Source organism: Arthrobacter sp. Z4-13 (assembly GCF_054792705.1).
Genome location: NZ_CP096459.1, coordinates 4,224,852 through 4,242,377, shown reverse-complemented (window position 1 = coordinate 4,242,377; position 17,526 = coordinate 4,224,852). Strand labels below are relative to the sequence as shown.

Below are 17,526 nucleotides of genomic sequence, written 5' to 3'. Positions count from 1 at the left end.
AAGCATGTACCATGAGTGCATGGCTGTTTCACCTCCTCCCCTGCGACAACAGACCCGGGCTGTGGTCCGTTCACTGATTGCACAGACCGCTATGGCGGTATTCGCTGAAAAGGGCTACGACGAGACCACCGTCGACGAGGTGGCCGCCGCCGCCGGCGTCTCCAGGCGCACACTGTTCAACTACTTCAAGAGCAAGGAGGACCTCGCGCTCAGCGGGCTGTCAGAACAGGGCGAGCGAATCGCTGCCAGCTTCGCCGCCTCCCCTGCCGATAAAGACATCTGGGCTTCCCTGCGTGCAGCATTCCGCGTGCTTGAAGAGATCGCGACAACCGCTGAAAAACGGCTTGAGTTCGTCACCCTCCTCTTCGGAAGTGAATCACTGCGCGCCGGGCACGCGGAGAAACAGGCACGCTGGCAAGAACTGCTCGCACCCCAGATCGAGCAACGGCTCCCCCCGTCGGACCACCGAGCGCTCGAGGCGCGAGCAATCGCAGCAGCGGCAATCACATGCCTCCAGGCCGCCACGGAGGAATGGTCCCGGCTACGCGGCCAGGTCGACCTCTTCGAGCTCTACGATGCCGCAGTACGGGCAATCCGCCGCGCACACTGAATCGCCTGCCAACTGCCGGCGGGGCTTCGGTCTTGTTCTCAGACATCCTGTCCAGCCGCAAGAGGAGGCTTCGTCAGCTCCTGCCGCAAGCGAGTCTCATCGAGCCCCAATCGCGCGCAGTATCCGAACCGAATACATTCGGGCGCCCTCCTCATGCACCGCGCATCAAGTCTTCCTTGACGCCGGACTGATTCCATCGTTTGCGCCGGAGTGTCGGTGACGGTCGAAAAGTGAGCCATTGTGACGCCCACGAAATGGCTCACTTTTCGACCATCGCTGACACGGAGTTGCTTCTACTGGCCCATTTGGCCGAATTCTCTTAGCGGGTATTAGTCTTGCTGTGGCTCCCCGGCGCTCTCGAGGCGTTCGAAGATGTCATCGATGATGGCACGGAAGTCCGCGCCCTCACGTCGCGCCCAGTCTTCCCAGGCGACATCGACCGCGGCGAGCCCCGCAGCGGCCAGAACGCGGGCTGAAAAGCTGTCACCGTGGTGCTCAGCTAGGGCGGCAATAAGCGCCTCCGCGTGTGCGGCCCGTCGTTCCAGCAGTCGCCGCTTCAGCGCGGGTTCCCCCGCGATGAGGAGGAGCCTGGCTCGCAGGCTGTCTGGGTCGTTGGTTGCAGACAGGACGACTGGTTCGATGGCTGCGCGGACAAGGCGCCACCCCGTGAGGTGTTTTCCTTCGGGTAGTTCTCTGAGGGCTGCTAAATAGTCATCCTTGGCGCTTTCGACGGATGCGACGACCACGTCTTCTTTGCTTCCAAAGTATCGGAAGAACGTTGCCCGGGAGATCCCTGCCTCACGGGCGGCGTCATCGACCGTCACGCCGTAGCCGCGTTTAAGGAATACCTCAAGTACCGCCTTTGCCAGTTCCGCCCTAACCGCATCCCGGGTTCTATCCCGAATGTTCATCATCACGGACCTAGTATAAAGTCTGAGATGCAGTATCAATTCGGATATTTCATCTCAACTTGTTCAGGAGCCCAACTGAGCGCACCGTCAATATGGTGGAAGAGCCCGTCTCACAAAACACGCGCGGCCAAATCTGCTCATCGCTGGGCTCGCCTTCGCGGGGATGACTCCCTCGTTTACGCAGACCATCTTGATTCCGATTCAGGCAAAGCTTCCGGAACTGAGTGAATCCTCAGACGCCACCGGAACGACGACAATTTGCAAAAGGAGCACAGCCACCATGGCCGATGACCCAAAAACAACTCTCGCCAACGTGGACGCAGAGGATCTGAACATCGAGGCCCTGCGCGCGAAGTACCGCCAAGAGCGTGACCGGCGCATCCACCCCGACGGGGTAAAGCAGTACCGCCGTACCGCCGGCGAATTCGGCTACTACGCCAAAGACCCCTACACGCCGCGGACCGAACGTGAACCCAAGACAGACCGGGTCGAAGTCCTGGTCATCGGCGCCGGGTTCGGAGGACTCCTTACTGCCTCACGCCTCCGCGAGCAGGGCGTGGATTCTGTACGGCTGATGGACGAAGCGGGCGATGTGGGAGGAACCTGGTACTGGAACCGTTATCCCGGCATCCACTGCGACATCGAGTCCTACGTATACCTCCCGCTGCTCGAAGAAGTCGGGTACGTCCCGAAGTGGCGTTATGCGCCCGGCGAGGAAATCCGGCAGCACGCCATCGCCATCGCCAACCGGTTCGACCTCTACCGGGACAGCCTCTTTCAGACCCGCACAACCCGGCTCGAATGGGACGGAGAAGCAGAAGAATGGATCGTTGAGACCGACCGCGCTGACCGCTTCCGGGCACGCTTCGTGGTCACCTCCTCAGGGACCCTGACGCAGCCGAAACTGCCCGGAATTTCCGGAATCGAAAACTTCCGGGGGCACACCTTCCACACCAGCCGCTGGGACTACGCCTACACGGGTGGCACCCCTGACGGCGGCCTGACGGGCCTTGCAAGCAAACGCGTAGCAGTAGTGGGCACAGGGGCAACAGGCCTTCAGGTCGTCCCGCACGTCGGCGCCGACGCAAAGGAACTGATCGTCTTCCAGAGAACCCCCTCCACCGTCGATGTGAGGGACAACCGCCCCACCGACCCGGAATGGGCCGCATCCCTGAAACCCGGATGGCAGCGCGAGCGGATGGAGAACTTTCTCGCCGTCCTCGCCGGGGAGCCAGTGGAGGAAAGCCTAGTCCAGGACGGCTGGACGGCGACCACAAACCTCCAGCGAAAAATCCTTTCCGGCTCGGTGGACACCACCCTCCCGGCCGAGGAGCGTGAACGGCTCGACGAAATCGATGATTTCCTCACGATGAACCGGCTCCGCACCCGGGTGGACCAGATCGTCGAGGATCCCGCCACCGCGGAAGCCCTCAAGCCTTGGTACCGCTACATGTGCAAGCGCCCCGGCTTCAGCGACACCTACCTGCAGACCTTCAACCGGCCCAACGTCACGCTCGTCGACACCGCCGACACCGGCGGTATCACCTGCATGACCGAAACCTCCGTCGTCGTCGGGGACGCCGAGTACGAGGTCGATTGCGTCATCTTTGCCACCGGTTTCGAGGTGGGCATCTCCGGGGTCATGTCCGGCACCCTGCCCGTGATCGGCCGTGACGGACGGACCCTGCTTGAGGCCTGGGCCAAAGGTCCCCGCACACTGCACGGCTTTTCCTCACACGGCTTCCCGAACCTGTTCCACCTCAGCGGCATCCAGAACGCCAACTCCGTAAATTTCGCGCACATCCTCCTCGAACAGGCCGAACACATCGCAGCAGTCATCGGACGGGGCCGGGCCGTCGGTGCACGTTTCATCGAACCCACGGCCGCCGCCGAGGACGCCTGGGTGCGCACAGTCCATGAGACCGCAATCGACAACCGGGCCTTTCAGGCCGAATGCACGCCGGGGTACTACAACGGCGAAGGCACCCGCTCCATCGCAGGCGCATCCTACAGCCCCGGTCCCGTAGCGTTCCACCGGCTCCTGCGCGAATGGCGCGACGGAGACATGGCTGACATCCTGTCCCTGGGACTGGACGAAGATCTACTGCTCGGCGAAACAGCCGGTGCCGCACGATGAAACCCCTCCTGCCCAAGCCCCACATCCTGGCGCCCGCGGCCGCCCTCCTCCTGACAACGACGCTTGCCGGCTGCGGCGCCACTCCCCCACCAATGGACGCGACGTCAAGCAGGGACAAAGGATCGGTTCAAAAAGCCGTGCGCGTCATGCAGGTGACATCCGTGCACCATGCGACCGGCATGACCCTGCTTGAGGGACCCACCTTCGGCCCGGACGGCAACCTCTACCTCGTCGACGTCACGGCGCCTCCCGGAGCAGGCAAAGTCCTGCGGGTAGACATCGAAGGGGAAACTGTCAGCCCGGTATATACGGACGACCGGAGCACTGACCTCGGCCCAATTCAATCCCAGGAACGGTCGCCTGTACGTCACCGACTTCCTCAGTGGAGCGGTCCGCAGCATGAACACTGACGGCCAGGACGTGCAGGACGTCTTCACGGGGCCCGTCGACGGAACCCCTATGCAGCCTGATGACATCTCCTTTGACTCCGACGGCAACCTTTACGTCACCGATGCCGCTGGAGCGCGCGCCCCGTACTGGGATGCGACGGGGCGCCTTGTCCGCATCGACGGCACAACCGCCCAGTCCGCGGTCCTGGCCGCACACCTGGAGTCGCCGAACGGCATTAGCTTCTCTCCGGATGACAACGCTCTCTGGCTAAGCCTAAACACCGGCAATCGCGTCGATTACCTCACGCTGACCGAACCGGGCACGGCCGTCGCTACCGCCCACCCAGCCATTTACGCCTCTGCGGGCACCGCGCAAGTCGACTCAGTATCGGTCGATGCAAACGGAAATCTCTATATGGGGCTGCACAACCGGCCCGCGGTGCTCATTTACAACAGCGCAGGAGAGCTCGTCAGAACCATCGACATCCCACGTGCAGACAAGTCGGGCCTCAGCTCAGCTACCAACGTGGCCATTAAACCGGGTACGACCGAGGCTTTCGTCACGGTTAGTGGACGCGACGGGGGATTCCTCTACTCATTCGACGCACTTGCCAAGGGAATACGACAGTCAAACGGTGGGTGACCAGCGGCGCTTGTCGCGGCAGTAGGGACAGCCGGCACCAGGCTTGAATGAAATTTTTGTGTTGAGGTTAGAGATGGGTGAGATTTCCCGCCCGGTTCAGTCGGCCATGCGTGCCCTCGGCCGAGCCCGTGGAGATCGCACACGACAGCAGGTCCGATGGTCGACCTGGGCCGGGGTAAGTCCTCCCACGACGGAGGCTGAGTTGTTGCCCGCTGGGTAGAGCCCGTCGATGGCAGTGCCGTCCTCGCGTCGGCGTCGGTGACGACGCCACCCTTGGTGCTAAGGTCTCCCGTCACTACTTTGAACGCGGTGAATGGGCCCTTTTCGAGCGGTCCAAGGCATGGATTGGAGTGCACCGCAAGGTCACCGTAGTAGCGGTCGTAGGCTGAGTTATCACGGCCGAAATCGCCGTCGAATCGAACCGGGCGAAGCCACGATACCTTTGAACGGTCGCTTGCAACCGATTGGAATCCAGTGAGCATTGTGGTGAGTTCGGTGAGCGAGTCTTCCTTGACCAATCATTCTCCGTATCCTGAGAAGGTCTTGTCACGGCGTCCCTTTAGTTGGGGCTGTAGACCACCACACGGGCCCGCGCTATGTTATGCACTTGTCCGTGAGGGGATGCGGTGTCGCCTTCACTCTGTGCAGCTGCACGCACAGCGATGAAATGAGTGCCTGGTTCATCGAAAGTGCGTATCGTTTCGAACGCTAGGCGCGGGCCGGACTCGATTTGGAATGGCTCACCGATCCTCTCAGTGCCATCCAGATCAGTGATGACCTCGACCAAATCAACGATGACCCCCGCGACGGCTTCCGCCTCGACCCGTACGGTGACGGGCTCGCCCACGCCGACGTCAGCTCGCGAAGAGCCGCCAACCGTGATCGACACCAAGGGTTGCACACCTCCGCGCTTGTCAGCCCTTGAAGGGACCGCCACCTGACCATCCTTGATCTCGTAGTTGGTCGAGGGCGCCGGCCCAATGCCTTTCTCCACCCAGTCGGCCAGCTGCAGAAGGGCCGTCTCTAGGGCGCCGAGATAAGACACGCTACGGGCCGGGAACTCCTGCGGTCCCTCATCACCATGGAGCGCGTTATCGACGTACCAAAGGCGGAATTGGTCGTCGGCGGCGGCACCGAGTTGCCGGCGGACCAGGGAGCGATACCAGTGGGCCTGCCAGGGAAAAGCCTCGCGGTCCAGCAGGCATGCCACGACGATCATCTTCCCGTCGATACGCCCGGTCATCGCAGTGCCGGTCGCGCCGCGACTCATCAGGGGCCCCAGCAGCATGGGCCGCTGCGGATAAAGTGGGTCGCCCTTCTCGTCCCGGAATTGGTCCCAGACTTCAAATTCCGGGCCGGGGACCTGATGACGGTGGTACGTCTGCACTGCCAGGAAGTTGGAATTGTCCAGCACTACGTCGTCGCCGACTTTAAGCCCGGAAGGAAACGAGCCTTGCCATCCCTCGACCTTGGCCAAATCCCGGTCCACGCCTGAGAGCCGAACAACCTGACCTGCTGCTTCACCGCTGATGATCCGCAACTCCGCCCCGAGGATCCAACCCGTGGGTGTCTCGGCCAGCCTGATGGCGGCGACGCGTGCTGACCCGGCAGCTTCAGCGTGCTTGAAAGACTCGTCTACGCCTCCGGAGGCAGGCTGAGTAGGGGCGGCCTCCTGGATGAACTCCACGACTTGAGTGTTAAACTGCACCCGGTCGCGGTGAACAGAGGCCGCGGGATCGGCGCCAAGGTACCCCTTAATCGTCCAGAAGTCGCTTGTGTATGCCGGGTCGGCGGCGAGGACGCCCGGGTACAGCGCACTGAAGCCATGCAGGTCCATGGTCTTCCATCCGAACCAGGACCGCAACGGGAAACCCATGCGCGTCACCTCTTCGAATGCCGCTGACTCATCCTCGCTGAGCTGGAGGGCCGAGAGATCACCGCCGGCATCATAAGCATCCGCGATCTCCGGCATTCGGCCGCGGAGAACTCTCAGGGCATGCATCCGCACGCAAAAGACGTTGGGGATGGCCATAGAGCTACCAATGACGTACGGAACGTACCCGTCCCACGCGCCTCCGGAGTTCTCTGCTCCGGCGATCGTGCGATAACCGCCACCGCTGCCCCCATAGAGGTAGCCGTAGATACGGTGCTCGCCAAAGATCGCACGGGCCACCACCCTGGCAAACCGGGCAACGGCTGCATTCGCCCGGTAAGCGGAAATGGTCGGGTCAAGACCTGCGGAAGGATCCCCCGCCCGCGCTCCCCCGCCATTGGTCTCGACATAGAAAGCACCACTGCTGTTAGCGAAGGCGATCTTGTTAAATTCAAGCGGAACCGTCGGTCCTAAGTGCTCGCTTTGCGGAAACGGGGTGACATGCTGAAAGAAGCGACCCTCATATCCCTGCGGTTCTGGGAAATAAAACGAGAAACGTGTGTCCGTTGCACCGAAACCTCCGTGCACATAACGGTGCCGCACGGGACCATCACGCCACTCGTCGACATCCAAGTAGGGCTCCGCGAAGAGGACGTCCTCCGTTTCGAAATCCCACTTCGATCCAAGGGGCAACGCCTGTTCAATTTGAGTCTGTCGGGTTGGCACGCGGGGGCTCGCTCTCTATGCAAGGCAAGTGGCTAACTGGTCAGGGCGGAGGACACTAGGAGCTTTTCGGTGGTCGGCTTTGCCGGTTTGGCTACCGGCACGCCATGAGGGCCCCGTCAACGGCGACCGTCGGCCGCGTGCGTAGGCACAGGGGCGATTCAGCGGGGGGCCAAGTCAAGCTCTAGCGCGGAGCTGAAGCGGTGGTCGCCTGCTGAAACGGTGAACGGTGCTCGACCGGGGAGATCGATGACGGCCTGCGTTCCCGGGGGCACGGAAGCGGTCAGGTGCACGGTGCCGTCGGTAACGTTCCAGGCGCTGTGAATAGTGCCGTACCGCGTCTGAAGGCTCCCGGCGGCTGCGCTCACGTGCGCGGTGGGTCGTATCCGGAGGGTGAACTTCCGGTAGCCGGGCGCGTCTGCGTGCGGCAAGATTCCGGCAACGTAGCGGTGCAGGAACGTAATTACGGCACCCTTGGAGTAATGATCTTGTGATGCGTGCGCTCGGCCGTACTCGTCAATGCCCCCCCAGCTCTCCCAAACTGTTGTCGCGCCTCGATCCAGCATGGTGAACCAGCTAGGTTCGGTGCGTTGAGTGAGCAAGTCGTAAGCCACATCAAGGTGGCCGTTCTCCGCCAGAGTGGTAAGCAGCATCCCGGTCGCGAGGAATCCGGTGTTGAGATGGTCACCGGCGGAGCGGATCAATTGAACGAGCCGGTCCGCGATGGTGCTGCGGAGTTCTTCGGGAACGAGGTTGAAGGCGAGGGCCCGTACATGGTTTGCCTGGCGGTCGGTACGGAGTTCTCCCCCGCAGACGAATTCTGCTTGCCATGCTGCACGGACCTGTTCGTGCAGCGCGCGGTAGTGCTCAGCCAGATCCTTTTGCCCCAACTCCAGAGCGGCGAGCGACACGAGCTGACTGGAACGGGCGAGGTAGGCTGTGGCGATGATCGCCTGGTCAGCGGTGTAATCGAACTCGGGTTCGTCGGGTTCGCTCCATTCCCCCCAGTGAAAGCCGGTGTCCCAGAGATACCGTTCGTGTGGGGCGGCGACGGCCCGCTTCGCACTGCGGCTTGGGTGACGCTCGGTTGCAGCCCGGTCAGCGGCCCAGTCCACCCACCGGCGCATCATCGGGAGGGAGTCACGAAGGAGGGTCTTGTCGCCGTATGCCTGGTACAGCGCCCACGGAACAATGGTGGCGGCGTCTCCCCACCCGGCAGACCCATCCATCGCGCCGGCCGGGAAACCGGGAAGCGGGCCGCAATCGGGCGCGACGTTGGTGATGCGCCCGTCCGGGTGCTGGTCGTCGGCGAGTGACCGCAACCATTTCCGCGCGAAACCTGAGATGTCATCGACGTACGCGGCCGCATCGATGAAAATCTGGAAGTCGCCGGTGTAACCCAAACGCTCCCGCTGCGGGCAATCGGTGGGAATGTCGCAGCTGTTGCTCTGCCAGCTCTGGACAGTGATGGCGTGGAGCCGGGTGATATCGGCGCTATCGCACCAGAATGTTCCCGTGGGGGTGAGATCGCTACGAACCATAACGGCCGTGATGTCATCGGGTTGCAGGTCTTCGTCGCAGCCATCCACAGCGACGTATCGGAAGCCGTGCGTTGTGTGGCGAGGCTCGAACACGTCTCCGCTGACGCCACGAGATGTGACTCGATCTATTTGCCCCAGGGGCAGGCGCCCCTGCCCTGGGAGTTCGAACTCGACGTGACTGGTAGTCAGGTCACCATCTTGGGTGAGCGCTTCGCCATGGGTCAGGACGGTGGTGCGCCCCGCCGGGCCGAGGCGGGAAAGGCGTATCCACCCGTTCAGGTTGGTCCCGAAGTCCACGATTTGTCGACCAAACGGAAGCCGGCTGATCGATACCGGAGGGTACTCGCGAACCCTGCGGACCGGTGGCGCCGGAGATCGCTCGAGGTCATGTGTCGAATCGGCGGCTTCGGCGCAGATGCCCACGACATGCCATTCCTGAACGTCGGTGCGCCGCAAATCCGTCGTCTGCCCATCCATCAGATCGGCGGCGACAATGGGACCTATGCGGTATTGCCAATGACCGTCCGTATACATCTCGCTAAGCTTGCCCTTGGCGTCACGCATCTGCAGCCGGACGATCACAGCAACGGACTTTCCGAAGTTGTCCGGCACTCGGGCAGCGCCGCATTTGCCTCGCCACCACCCGTCGCTGACGACGATAGTCAGCCGGTTATCACCGGGGCGAAGGAGGGCCGAAACGTCGTGATCCTGAACATAGAGTCGGCTGCGGTAGCTGGTGAAGCCAGGCGCCAATTCCTCTGTGCCTACTCGCTCACCATTGACGAAGGCCTCATAGATGCCATGCGCCGTAATCGTCAGTTGCCCATCCGAGGGCGAGTCGATGGCGAAGGTGCGGGAGAACTCGTAGGCGGGGCGGTGGCCGGCCGCTGGGATTTCTGGCTCGATCGGAGAGATCCACTTCGCATCGGCGAAGTCGACATTTGGACCGGTGACGGTTGTGATGGGCAAACTAGTCTCGTTCTTTCGTATCGGACACTTCGGGTTTCGAACGTTGGCGCTAGAGGCCGCGGCGTTGTGAATCGCTGGGATCCACTCCCTCCGCGGCGGAGACGGGGACGACGATGCCCTGGACCGATACGATGCCCGGTTCATTAGTCGACTGCAGCACTGCCTCGGCACGATCCACTTCGTTCGGAGATTCACGCTCCCGCAACCGGAGGTCAGCCAGCACGGCGGGCAAGATCTTTCGGTCGAACTTTCCGTACACGAGAGCGAGCGTCAGCGAAATCACACCGCACATCGCTGGAAGCCACCCGAACAGGAAGGTGATCCCGCCGAGCGCTGAGTCTGTCTGAGCGGCAGCGGTCCCGTCGTAGCCGGTCATCGTCATGACGATTCCCACGATGCCGGCTGCGATACCCAAGCCAACCGCGCCTGCTATGCCATTCAGCCCACCCATTGTCGACTCCAGGCGGCGCAGCCCTTTCCACTCGTGGAAGGTAGCGACGTCGAGCAAGAGCAGAGTGAGGAAGTACGTGACGGGAAGGACGCCGATTCCTGCGAGGAGCCCACCTACCAGCAGGATTCCCATATTGCCGGCCGAAAGCGCGTTGAGCACGTTTCCCACGATGCCCACCACCGCGGCAACGGCGAGCACCTGCGAGAAGGACCAGCGGCGAACGAGGATAGGCATCAGCAGCATCGCGGGAATAATGAGGCCCGCCAGCGCGGCGAACATCCCCTGCAGGGCAAGGTCACCGACCACCCAACGGAAGTAGTACGCGCCTGCGCCTACACCGGTTTGGATAGAGCTGACGAGCTGCATCGCAACGACGACCCAGATCCACTTCGACGCCCTCAAGACTTCTAGCAACTCTCGGAAGGTCGGCGGCTTTTCGCCGACTTCCTTGGGGAACTTTTCCTTGACGAAGACACCCCGGGTCAAGCCGATGAGACCCATCGCGATCGCGGTGATGCCAACGATCGATGCCCAGCCGGAGGCGGAGCGACCCACACCAGCCAGCATCCCAGGAAGGATGATTGCAACGGCCATCGTTGGGACCATGCTGATGACACCGGCGCGGGCGGCGAGCTTCACGAATACGTCGCGGTGTCCGAAGGCTCGAGCAATGTAGAGCGGGTCGTTGGCCGCCAAGAACGGCTGACAGAACGCGCGTGCGAAGAGAATTGCTGTCGCAATCCATACCGTCTTTGCCGTGAGATCAAATCCGGTCGGCACGGCGAATACGCCGAAGGTGAAGACCCAAAGGACCGGAACTGCGATCTCGAACGGACGCGCTTTGCCCCACCTTGTCTCAGGAGAGCGGTCGACCAGCCAAGCGGCAAGGACCCCGGTAACCGCGGAGAGGATGGTCGTCACCGCGAGGACGCCACCGATGACCGCCGGACTCAGTCCCAGCACGTCCGTCGCATACAAGGTGACGTAGCCGAACAAGATGAAATTCACGGAGTACGACGCCGCGGCGCCGGACCAGGCCAGAACAGTCCCGAAGCCGAGCCGGTTCGGTAAGGAAATTTCCGCAGACTCGGGCTGATCCGCGGATACTGCACGTTTCGACATACTGCGCCTTTCACGACGATGTGAAGAGCTGCTCGCGTGATGCAAGCAGCCTCAGACGTGCCCGGTGGACACCTAAAAACAGGATGACACGCAGTTTTAAAAACTGCAACCCATCACGTATTGTTGATTTATGGCACGCGGTTCGTACGACAAAGGAATTCAGAAGCGCTCAGAGATTCTCGAGGCTGCGCTAACGATCATTGCGCGGAACGGATACAGCCGGGCGACCGTAAAGGAACTCGCCGATGCTGTAGGTCTCACGCACAACGGAGTCATCTATTACTTCGGCTCGAAGGACGCCTTGTTCACAGAGATCTTGCGCCGCCGCGACCAGGAACTTGAGCGCACTACGGAGGCTCTGAGCCGCGACCCTGCAAACCTACGCGACTGGACGCTTGCGAACGTAGTTGCCAATATCAACGCTCCCGGGCTGGTCGAGCTCTACGCTCGGCTCTCCAACGAAGCCTCTGAATCGGATCATCCCGCCCACGCTTATTTCCAGGCGCGATACGAATGGGTCCGTGGATCGTATAAGCGGGCCTTCACCAAGTTGCTGGAGATGGGAGTTCTGCCGGCTGACGCTGACCCCGACGTGCTCTCCATCTCTCTGATCGCGCTCATTGACGGGTTGCAAACGCAGTGGATGTACGACCCTGGCAACGTCGACATGTCGGCCGCGATTGAGTGGTTCTTCCATTCGCAGGGCGTCGCTCCCGCTCCGGTGGGCCACGTGGCTGCGCGAGGCGAACCTTAGGGTCCTCGAGCTACCTCGAGCAGGAACTTCTGCCTCTCTTTCGGCAGCGGGAGCACACCGCACGGCTCCCCGTTCTGCGGGAGGACCGTCAAGTAGTCGATCAGGACGACCCATGCGTGTGCCGCCCTGTCCTGCACAGCCGCGACCATGGCGGCAAGTTTAATTGGTGTGTCCGCACAGGACTGGGCGAAGAACAAGCCGTGGGCGCGGTGTCGTTCAGACGAGGTTCGCCTGCCGATCCTGCTCCTCCTGCAGGACACGGAGCCGCAGCCTCTCGGCGCGCCTCTGCTCCTGGGCGAGCGGGTGCGGCAGGGGCGCGGCCAGCAGCAGACGCTGCGTGTAGGGGTGCTCCGGCTCCAAAGTGACCGTGGCAGCGGGGCCGACCTCGACGATTTCTCCACGGTAGACGACTGCGACCCGGTGGCTGATGTGGCGGACGACGGCAAGGTCGTGCGACACGAACAGGTAGGCGACGCCGGTGGCGCGTTGAATCTCGAGCAGGAGGTCCAGCACGATCGCCTGGGTGCTGAGGTCCAGCGCCGAGACCGGCTCGTCGCAGACGATGAGACGGGGTTCCGGGGCGAGGGCACGGGCGATGGCGACGCGCTGCCGTTGCCCGCCGCTGAACTCGCGAGGCAGGCGGTCCCCGGCATCCGACGGGAGCTCGACTCTGTCGAGCAGCGTCTTCACCCGGGAGCGTGCGGCGGCCGGTCGCGCGCCCAGTGCGATGAGAGGTTCGCTGAGGATGTCGCCCACGGTCATGGCGGGATTGAGCGAGCTATAGGGGTCCTGGAAGATCACTTGGATGTCCCGCGCAAGCTTCGAGCGGACGCGCTTGGGCGCGTGGGCGATGTCCCGCCCATCGAAGTGGATCGTCCCTGCGGTGACCGGTGCGAGTCCGAGGACGGCGCGGCCGATCGTCGTCTTCCCGGAGCCGGACTCGCCGACGACTCCGAGCGTCTCTCCGGCGGCGATGTCAAGGGAGACGCCGTGGATGACTTCGGTAGCGGGCCGGAAGGCTTTCCCGGGGTAGGCGACGCGGAGCGCGTCGACGCTTAACAGGGCGGTCATACGGTCTGCTCCTTGTGGACGGGCGCGGGCGGATCGGTGCGTACACTGCTTTCATCGAGGATTGCTGCGAGCAGCTTCCTCGTGTACGGGGAGGTCGGCGCGTCGAACACCTGGAGCGCAGGTCCCGTCTCGAGGATCTCGCCGTTCTTCATGACCGCGATCCGCTCGCAGATGTCGGCGACGACTCCGAAATTGTGCGTGACGAGGAGGACGGCCATGCCAAGCTCCGACTGCAGGTCGCGCAGCAGGTCGAGGATCTCGGCCTGGACGGTCACGTCGAGTGCGGTGGTGGGCTCGTCCGCGATGAGCAGGGCCGGCTTGCTGGCCACTGCCCCGGCGATGAGGACTCTCTGGGCCATGCCGCCGGAGATCTCGAACGGGTAGCTCTTGAACACCCGGACGGGATCTTGAATCCCCACTCGGCCCAGCAGCTCGAGGACTCTGGCCTTCGCTTGCGCTCGAGAGAGGTCGCTCGTCGCTCGGAGGGATTCGACCAGTTGAGCGCCGACGCGGTAGGAGGCGTCGAGGTTGGACATTGGCTCCTGAGGGATGTAGGCGATCGCGCTCCCGCGCCGCTTGCGCATCTCCGTCTGGGAGAGTCGGAGGAGGTCGACCCCCTGGAAGTGGATGGACCCGCTCACTATGACGGCCTCGGGTGGGAGGAGCCGCAGGACGGCAAAAGCGGTCTGGGTCTTCCCTGAGCCGGACTCGCCGACAACACCGACGATCTCGCCTGCCGAGATGTCCAGGTTGATCCCGCGGACGACGTTCCGAACCGTTCCGTCGGCAGTCGGGTAGCCGATTGCGAGGTCGCGGATGCTCAGGAGCGCGGACGTGTCCGCCGCCCGGCCCGTGGGAGCGGGAGCCGTGGTCTCGGGGCGGACCCGCTTGCCGGAGCCGTGCGGGGACTGTCCTTCCAGGACGTCGCGCAGCGCGTTGCCAAGGAGCACGAGAGCGGCCGTGAGGACGCCCAGAACGAGGCTGGGCCAAACGAACTGCAGTGGCCGGTTATATAGGTTGGTGAAGCCCTCCGCGATCATCGATCCGAAGCTGGGGATCGCGTTCGATCCAATGCCCAGGAACGCGAGACCGGCCTGGACGCCGACGGCCGTGCCGAACATGAAGGCGCCCGCGACGATGATCGGCCCGCGGATCACCGAGAGGATGTGTCGCCGGAGGATCCGGGCGTCGGAGAGCCCCGCGACGCGTGCGGCATCGACGAACAGCTCGTTTTTGGTGGCAACCACCATGTTCCGGACGATGCGGAAGATCGAGGGGGAGAGGAGCACTCCGAAGATGAGCATGGTGAAGCGGTAGTCGCCGCCGGTGACGGGCATCAGCACGACCAGCAACAGGACGCCGGGGAAGGTCATGATGAGGTTGAACAGCCATTCCGTCCCGGCGGCTATGGTCTTGCTGAGGTAGCCCCCGATGAGCCCCGCCGTCACTCCCACGATCAGGGCGACGGAGACGCCGATGAGCCCGGCGAAGACGCTCGTCTGAACGGACGCGAGCAGCCGCGCGAGGATGTCCCGGCCGGACTGGTCGGCCCCGAGGGGATGGCCGGGGGTTCCCGGTTCCGCGTTCGCCGCGGTGAGATCGGCCTGGTTCGGGTCGATCGTCCACAGCAGGGGTCCGACGAATCCGGCGACCACGATGACGAGGACGATTCCGATCGTGACGATCGCCTGCGGATCGCGTAGGAGCCGCCGAACGAGGGATGGGCGTCCAGCGACGGTGGGCAGGTCGGGATCGTTGAGGAGCTGGTCGACGGTCAAAGGAGTCTCGCCTTCGGGTTTAGCCAACCGTTGACGAGGTCTACGACAAGGTTGATGGCAACGGTCAGGAGGACGACGAATGCGGTAACGCACATTACGACGGGGACGTCGCCGCGCAGGGCGGCGGTCAGGGAGAAGGATCCGAAGCCCGGGAGCGCGAAGACCTTTTCGATGAACAGGGCGCCGCCAAGCATGGCGAGGAACTCGAGTCCCAGCACAGTGATCGCAGGTCCGGCGGCGCTGCGTAGAGCGTGACCGAGGACGATCCGCCCCTCCGGGAGGCCGCGGGCGCGCAGGGTACGGACGTAGTCCTTGCGGAGCTCGCCGATCATGGCGCCGCGTACCTGCGCCGCCAGGTTGGCGACTCCCGCGATGAGCAGGACGACGACGGGGATGGTGATGGTGGCGATGTGACGCCCGAAGTCCTCCGACGCCGGGGTGTAGCCCGTCGCGGGCAGCCATCGCAGCGTGATCGCGAAGAGGAGCACCAGCGCGATGGCCAGCAGCAGCGAGGGGAGGAGGAAGCCGACGAGGGAGACTATCTGCGTGACCTTGTCGATGACGCCGCCGCGGACAGCGGCGAGGACACCGAGCAGCACACTGATGACGAGGCTGATCGCCAGAGCCGGGAGGACGATTGAGAGGGTCACTCCCAGTCGCCGTCCTACGGCTCCCGCGACGGGCTCGCTGGTGAACATCGAGTTGCCGAAATCACCGCGGAGGACGCCGGCGAGCCAGTCCAAGTACTGCACCACGACAGGCCGATCGAACTTGTGCGACGCCATCGCGGCGGCGACGTTCTCGTCGGTGCTCGAGTTGCCGAGCATTCCTCGCACGATCGATTCGAACGAGGGAGAGAGCAGGAGATAGGTGATGAACGTCACCAGTACCGCCAGCACGAGACCAGCAGCCAGCCGCCGGAGGATGTAGAGGGTCATGGATTCCCAAACGGGTCGAGCGGGTGCGGCCGGGATGAGCCGGCCGCACCTACGTTTTGATGGGCTGCTAGTTGGCGCCGAAGCTACTCAGGTAGATTGGGATCGCTCCGTTCGGGAGGAACTCGACTCCGGGCTTCGTGGTCCAGGTGGTGCTGGTGTAGAAGATCGGAGCGACGAGGGCCTCCTCGACCCCGTGGCGGTTGATGGCTTCGTAGATCGGTGCCTGAGCGTCGATGTCCGGGGTCGCGGAGAGCTTGTCGAAGAGGCCGTCCAGCTCAGGGCTGGTGTAGCCCGAGGGGTTGAGGCTGCCGTTGGCGGAGAAGCTGCTGCGCGTCATGATCGACGGTGCGTTGAGACCCTCGAAGAACCACGCCATCGCATACTTGCCGCTGGAGAGGGAGGCATAGACCTCCTGCGGCGGGACGGCCTCCCACGTCACCCGGACCCCGATGTCGGCGAGGGACTGGGTGATGGCAGGCTCGAAGCGAGTGGAGAAGTAGCTGCTCGGCATGACGAGATCGATCCCGTTCGGGTAGCCGGCTTCGGCGAGCAGCGCCTTAGCCGCGTCGGGATCGTACTTCCAGTGGCCCTCGAGATCGGCGGAGTATCCGGCCTGGATCGGGTTCAGAATCTGGTCGGTCGGCCGTCCCGCCCCCTGCAGCAGCTGCTTCACGTAGAGGTCGCGGTCGAACGCCATCGCAATCGCGGTGCGGACACGCTTATCGCCGAGCGCCGGGACGAGCTCCCCCTTGCGGTCCAGGAACATCAGTCCACCCCAGGCCTGCGCCTCGATCGGCTTCGCCGTGAATCCGGCTGCCTTCATGGCGGAGACCTGGTCGGCCGTGACGTTCCCGGCGTCGAGCTCACCGGACTGCAGGGCGTTGAAGCGCGCCTGCGGGTCTTCGATCACGCGGACCGTGACCTTCTCGTACGGGTAAGCATCGACGTTCCAGTAGTCGTCGCGACGGTTCAGCACGTAGGTGGCGCCGGTGCTGGTCGCCTCGTCGTCCAGGACATACGGACCGGATTCGAGGGGGCTGAGCGCTAGGCTCTCGTTCTTGAGGTCGGACGCCTCGGCAATGATCCCGGCGCCGGTCGCGAGGTTCACCAGCAGAGCCGGATCGCCTTTGCTGAGCGTGAGGACGACGGTGCGCTCGTCGGTCGCCTTGACCGAGGAGACGAGGGCGAGATCGGTCGCCCGAAGGCCCGGGGAGGTGCGGCTGCGCTCGATCGTTGCAGCGACGTCCTCGGCGGTGACCTTGGAATCGTCGCTGAAGGTGAGGCCTTCGCGCAGGGTCAGCGTCAGGGTCAACCCGTCCTCCGAGTACTCCCACTTCTCGGCAGCGTTGGGCTGGATGGCGCCGTCGACGTCGACCTTGAGCAAGGTGTCGTAGAGGCCGGTCCAGATGTACGCGGATTCGCCGAGGTCGGCGGTCGCGGGATCGAACGACGGCGGCTGTCCACTGATCGACACGGTCAGGCTCCGACCGCCGCTCTCGGCCTCATTTGAGCCACTGCACGCGGTGAGTCCGAGGAGGAGCGGGACGGTCAGGGCGCCGGCGAGGACTCGTCGGCGCGGGAATAGGTTCTTCACTGCTGAACTCCTTTGTTATGGT

The 17,526-nt window shown here is 63.5% G+C and carries 13 protein-coding genes; 5 read left to right on the top strand and 8 right to left on the bottom strand.

Annotated features, from left to right (window positions below; translation table 11 throughout):
* The first annotated feature begins 19 nt into the window (after positions 1-19).
* Positions 20-610 (top strand): TetR/AcrR family transcriptional regulator, encoded by a 591-nt coding sequence (locus tag M1E07_RS21380; protein WP_461188595.1) that lies wholly within the window; start codon positions 20-22, stop codon positions 608-610.
* 329 nt (positions 611-939) lie between these two features.
* On the opposite strand, the gene M1E07_RS21375 is transcribed toward M1E07_RS21380, so the two are convergent.
* Positions 940-1,524: a TetR family transcriptional regulator gene (locus M1E07_RS21375; protein ID WP_461190461.1), complete on the bottom strand. Its 585-nt coding sequence runs from the start codon at positions 1,522-1,524 to the stop codon at positions 940-942.
* A gap of 277 nt (positions 1,525-1,801) precedes the next feature.
* On the opposite strand from M1E07_RS21375, the gene M1E07_RS21370 reads away from it, so the two are divergent.
* From M1E07_RS21370 to M1E07_RS21360, 3 genes are read left to right on the top strand one after another with little or no spacing between them, the layout of a single operon-like run.
* Positions 1,802-3,658 (top strand): flavin-containing monooxygenase, encoded by a 1,857-nt coding sequence (locus tag M1E07_RS21370; protein ID WP_461188594.1) that lies wholly within the window; start codon positions 1,802-1,804, stop codon positions 3,656-3,658.
* Positions 3,655-4,068, top strand: coding sequence for a hypothetical protein (locus M1E07_RS21365; RefSeq protein WP_461188593.1), 414 nt, complete (start codon positions 3,655-3,657; stop codon positions 4,066-4,068). The genes M1E07_RS21370 and M1E07_RS21365 overlap by 4 nt, the downstream gene beginning before the upstream one ends.
* Positions 3,950-4,690 (top strand): SMP-30/gluconolactonase/LRE family protein, encoded by a 741-nt coding sequence (locus tag M1E07_RS21360; RefSeq protein WP_461190460.1) that lies wholly within the window; start codon positions 3,950-3,952, stop codon positions 4,688-4,690. The genes M1E07_RS21365 and M1E07_RS21360 overlap by 119 nt, the downstream gene beginning before the upstream one ends.
* A gap of 559 nt (positions 4,691-5,249) precedes the next feature.
* Here the strand turns inward: M1E07_RS21360 and M1E07_RS21355 are convergent.
* From M1E07_RS21355 to M1E07_RS21345, 3 genes are all read right to left on the bottom strand, one after another.
* Positions 5,250-7,196 (bottom strand): hypothetical protein, encoded by a 1,947-nt coding sequence (locus M1E07_RS21355; protein WP_461188592.1) that lies wholly within the window; start codon positions 7,194-7,196, stop codon positions 5,250-5,252.
* Between the two features lie 251 nt (positions 7,197-7,447).
* Positions 7,448-9,796, bottom strand: a complete 2,349-nt coding sequence (locus M1E07_RS21350) for a family 78 glycoside hydrolase catalytic domain (RefSeq protein WP_461188591.1) — start codon at positions 9,794-9,796, stop codon at positions 7,448-7,450.
* Positions 9,797-9,845: 49 nt separating this feature from the next.
* Positions 9,846-11,369 (bottom strand): MFS transporter, encoded by a 1,524-nt coding sequence (locus M1E07_RS21345; RefSeq protein ID WP_461188590.1) that lies wholly within the window; start codon positions 11,367-11,369, stop codon positions 9,846-9,848.
* A 130-nt stretch (positions 11,370-11,499) separates the two neighbouring features.
* On the opposite strand from M1E07_RS21345, the gene M1E07_RS21340 reads away from it, so the two are divergent.
* Entirely contained in the window at positions 11,500-12,123 is a 624-nt protein-coding gene (locus M1E07_RS21340) for a TetR/AcrR family transcriptional regulator (protein WP_461188589.1), read from the top strand.
* Positions 12,124-12,339: 216 nt separating this feature from the next.
* Here M1E07_RS21340 and M1E07_RS21335 read toward each other — a convergent pair whose 3' ends face one another.
* The 4 genes from M1E07_RS21335 to M1E07_RS21320 all read right to left on the bottom strand — a co-directional run bounded on the left by M1E07_RS21335 (position 12,340) and on the right by M1E07_RS21320 (position 17,504).
* Positions 12,340-13,194 (bottom strand): ATP-binding cassette domain-containing protein, encoded by an 855-nt coding sequence (locus tag M1E07_RS21335; protein WP_461188588.1) that lies wholly within the window; start codon positions 13,192-13,194, stop codon positions 12,340-12,342.
* The gene (locus tag M1E07_RS21330) at positions 13,191-14,972 is read right to left on the bottom strand and encodes a dipeptide/oligopeptide/nickel ABC transporter permease/ATP-binding protein (protein WP_461188587.1); all 1,782 of its coding nucleotides are present in this window, start codon (positions 14,970-14,972) and stop codon (positions 13,191-13,193) included. The genes M1E07_RS21335 and M1E07_RS21330 overlap by 4 nt, the downstream gene beginning before the upstream one ends.
* Positions 14,969-15,910 carry an ABC transporter permease gene (locus M1E07_RS21325; protein ID WP_461188586.1) on the bottom strand — a complete coding sequence of 314 codons (942 nt, stop codon included), beginning with the start codon at positions 15,908-15,910 and terminating at the stop codon, positions 14,969-14,971. Before M1E07_RS21325 ends, M1E07_RS21330 begins: the two co-directional genes overlap by 4 nt.
* Before the next feature lie 67 nt (positions 15,911-15,977).
* On the bottom strand, positions 15,978-17,504 hold the full coding sequence (locus M1E07_RS21320) for an ABC transporter substrate-binding protein (protein WP_461188585.1): 1,527 nt from the start codon (positions 17,502-17,504) through the stop codon (positions 15,978-15,980).
* Positions 17,505-17,526: the final 22 nt, after the last annotated feature.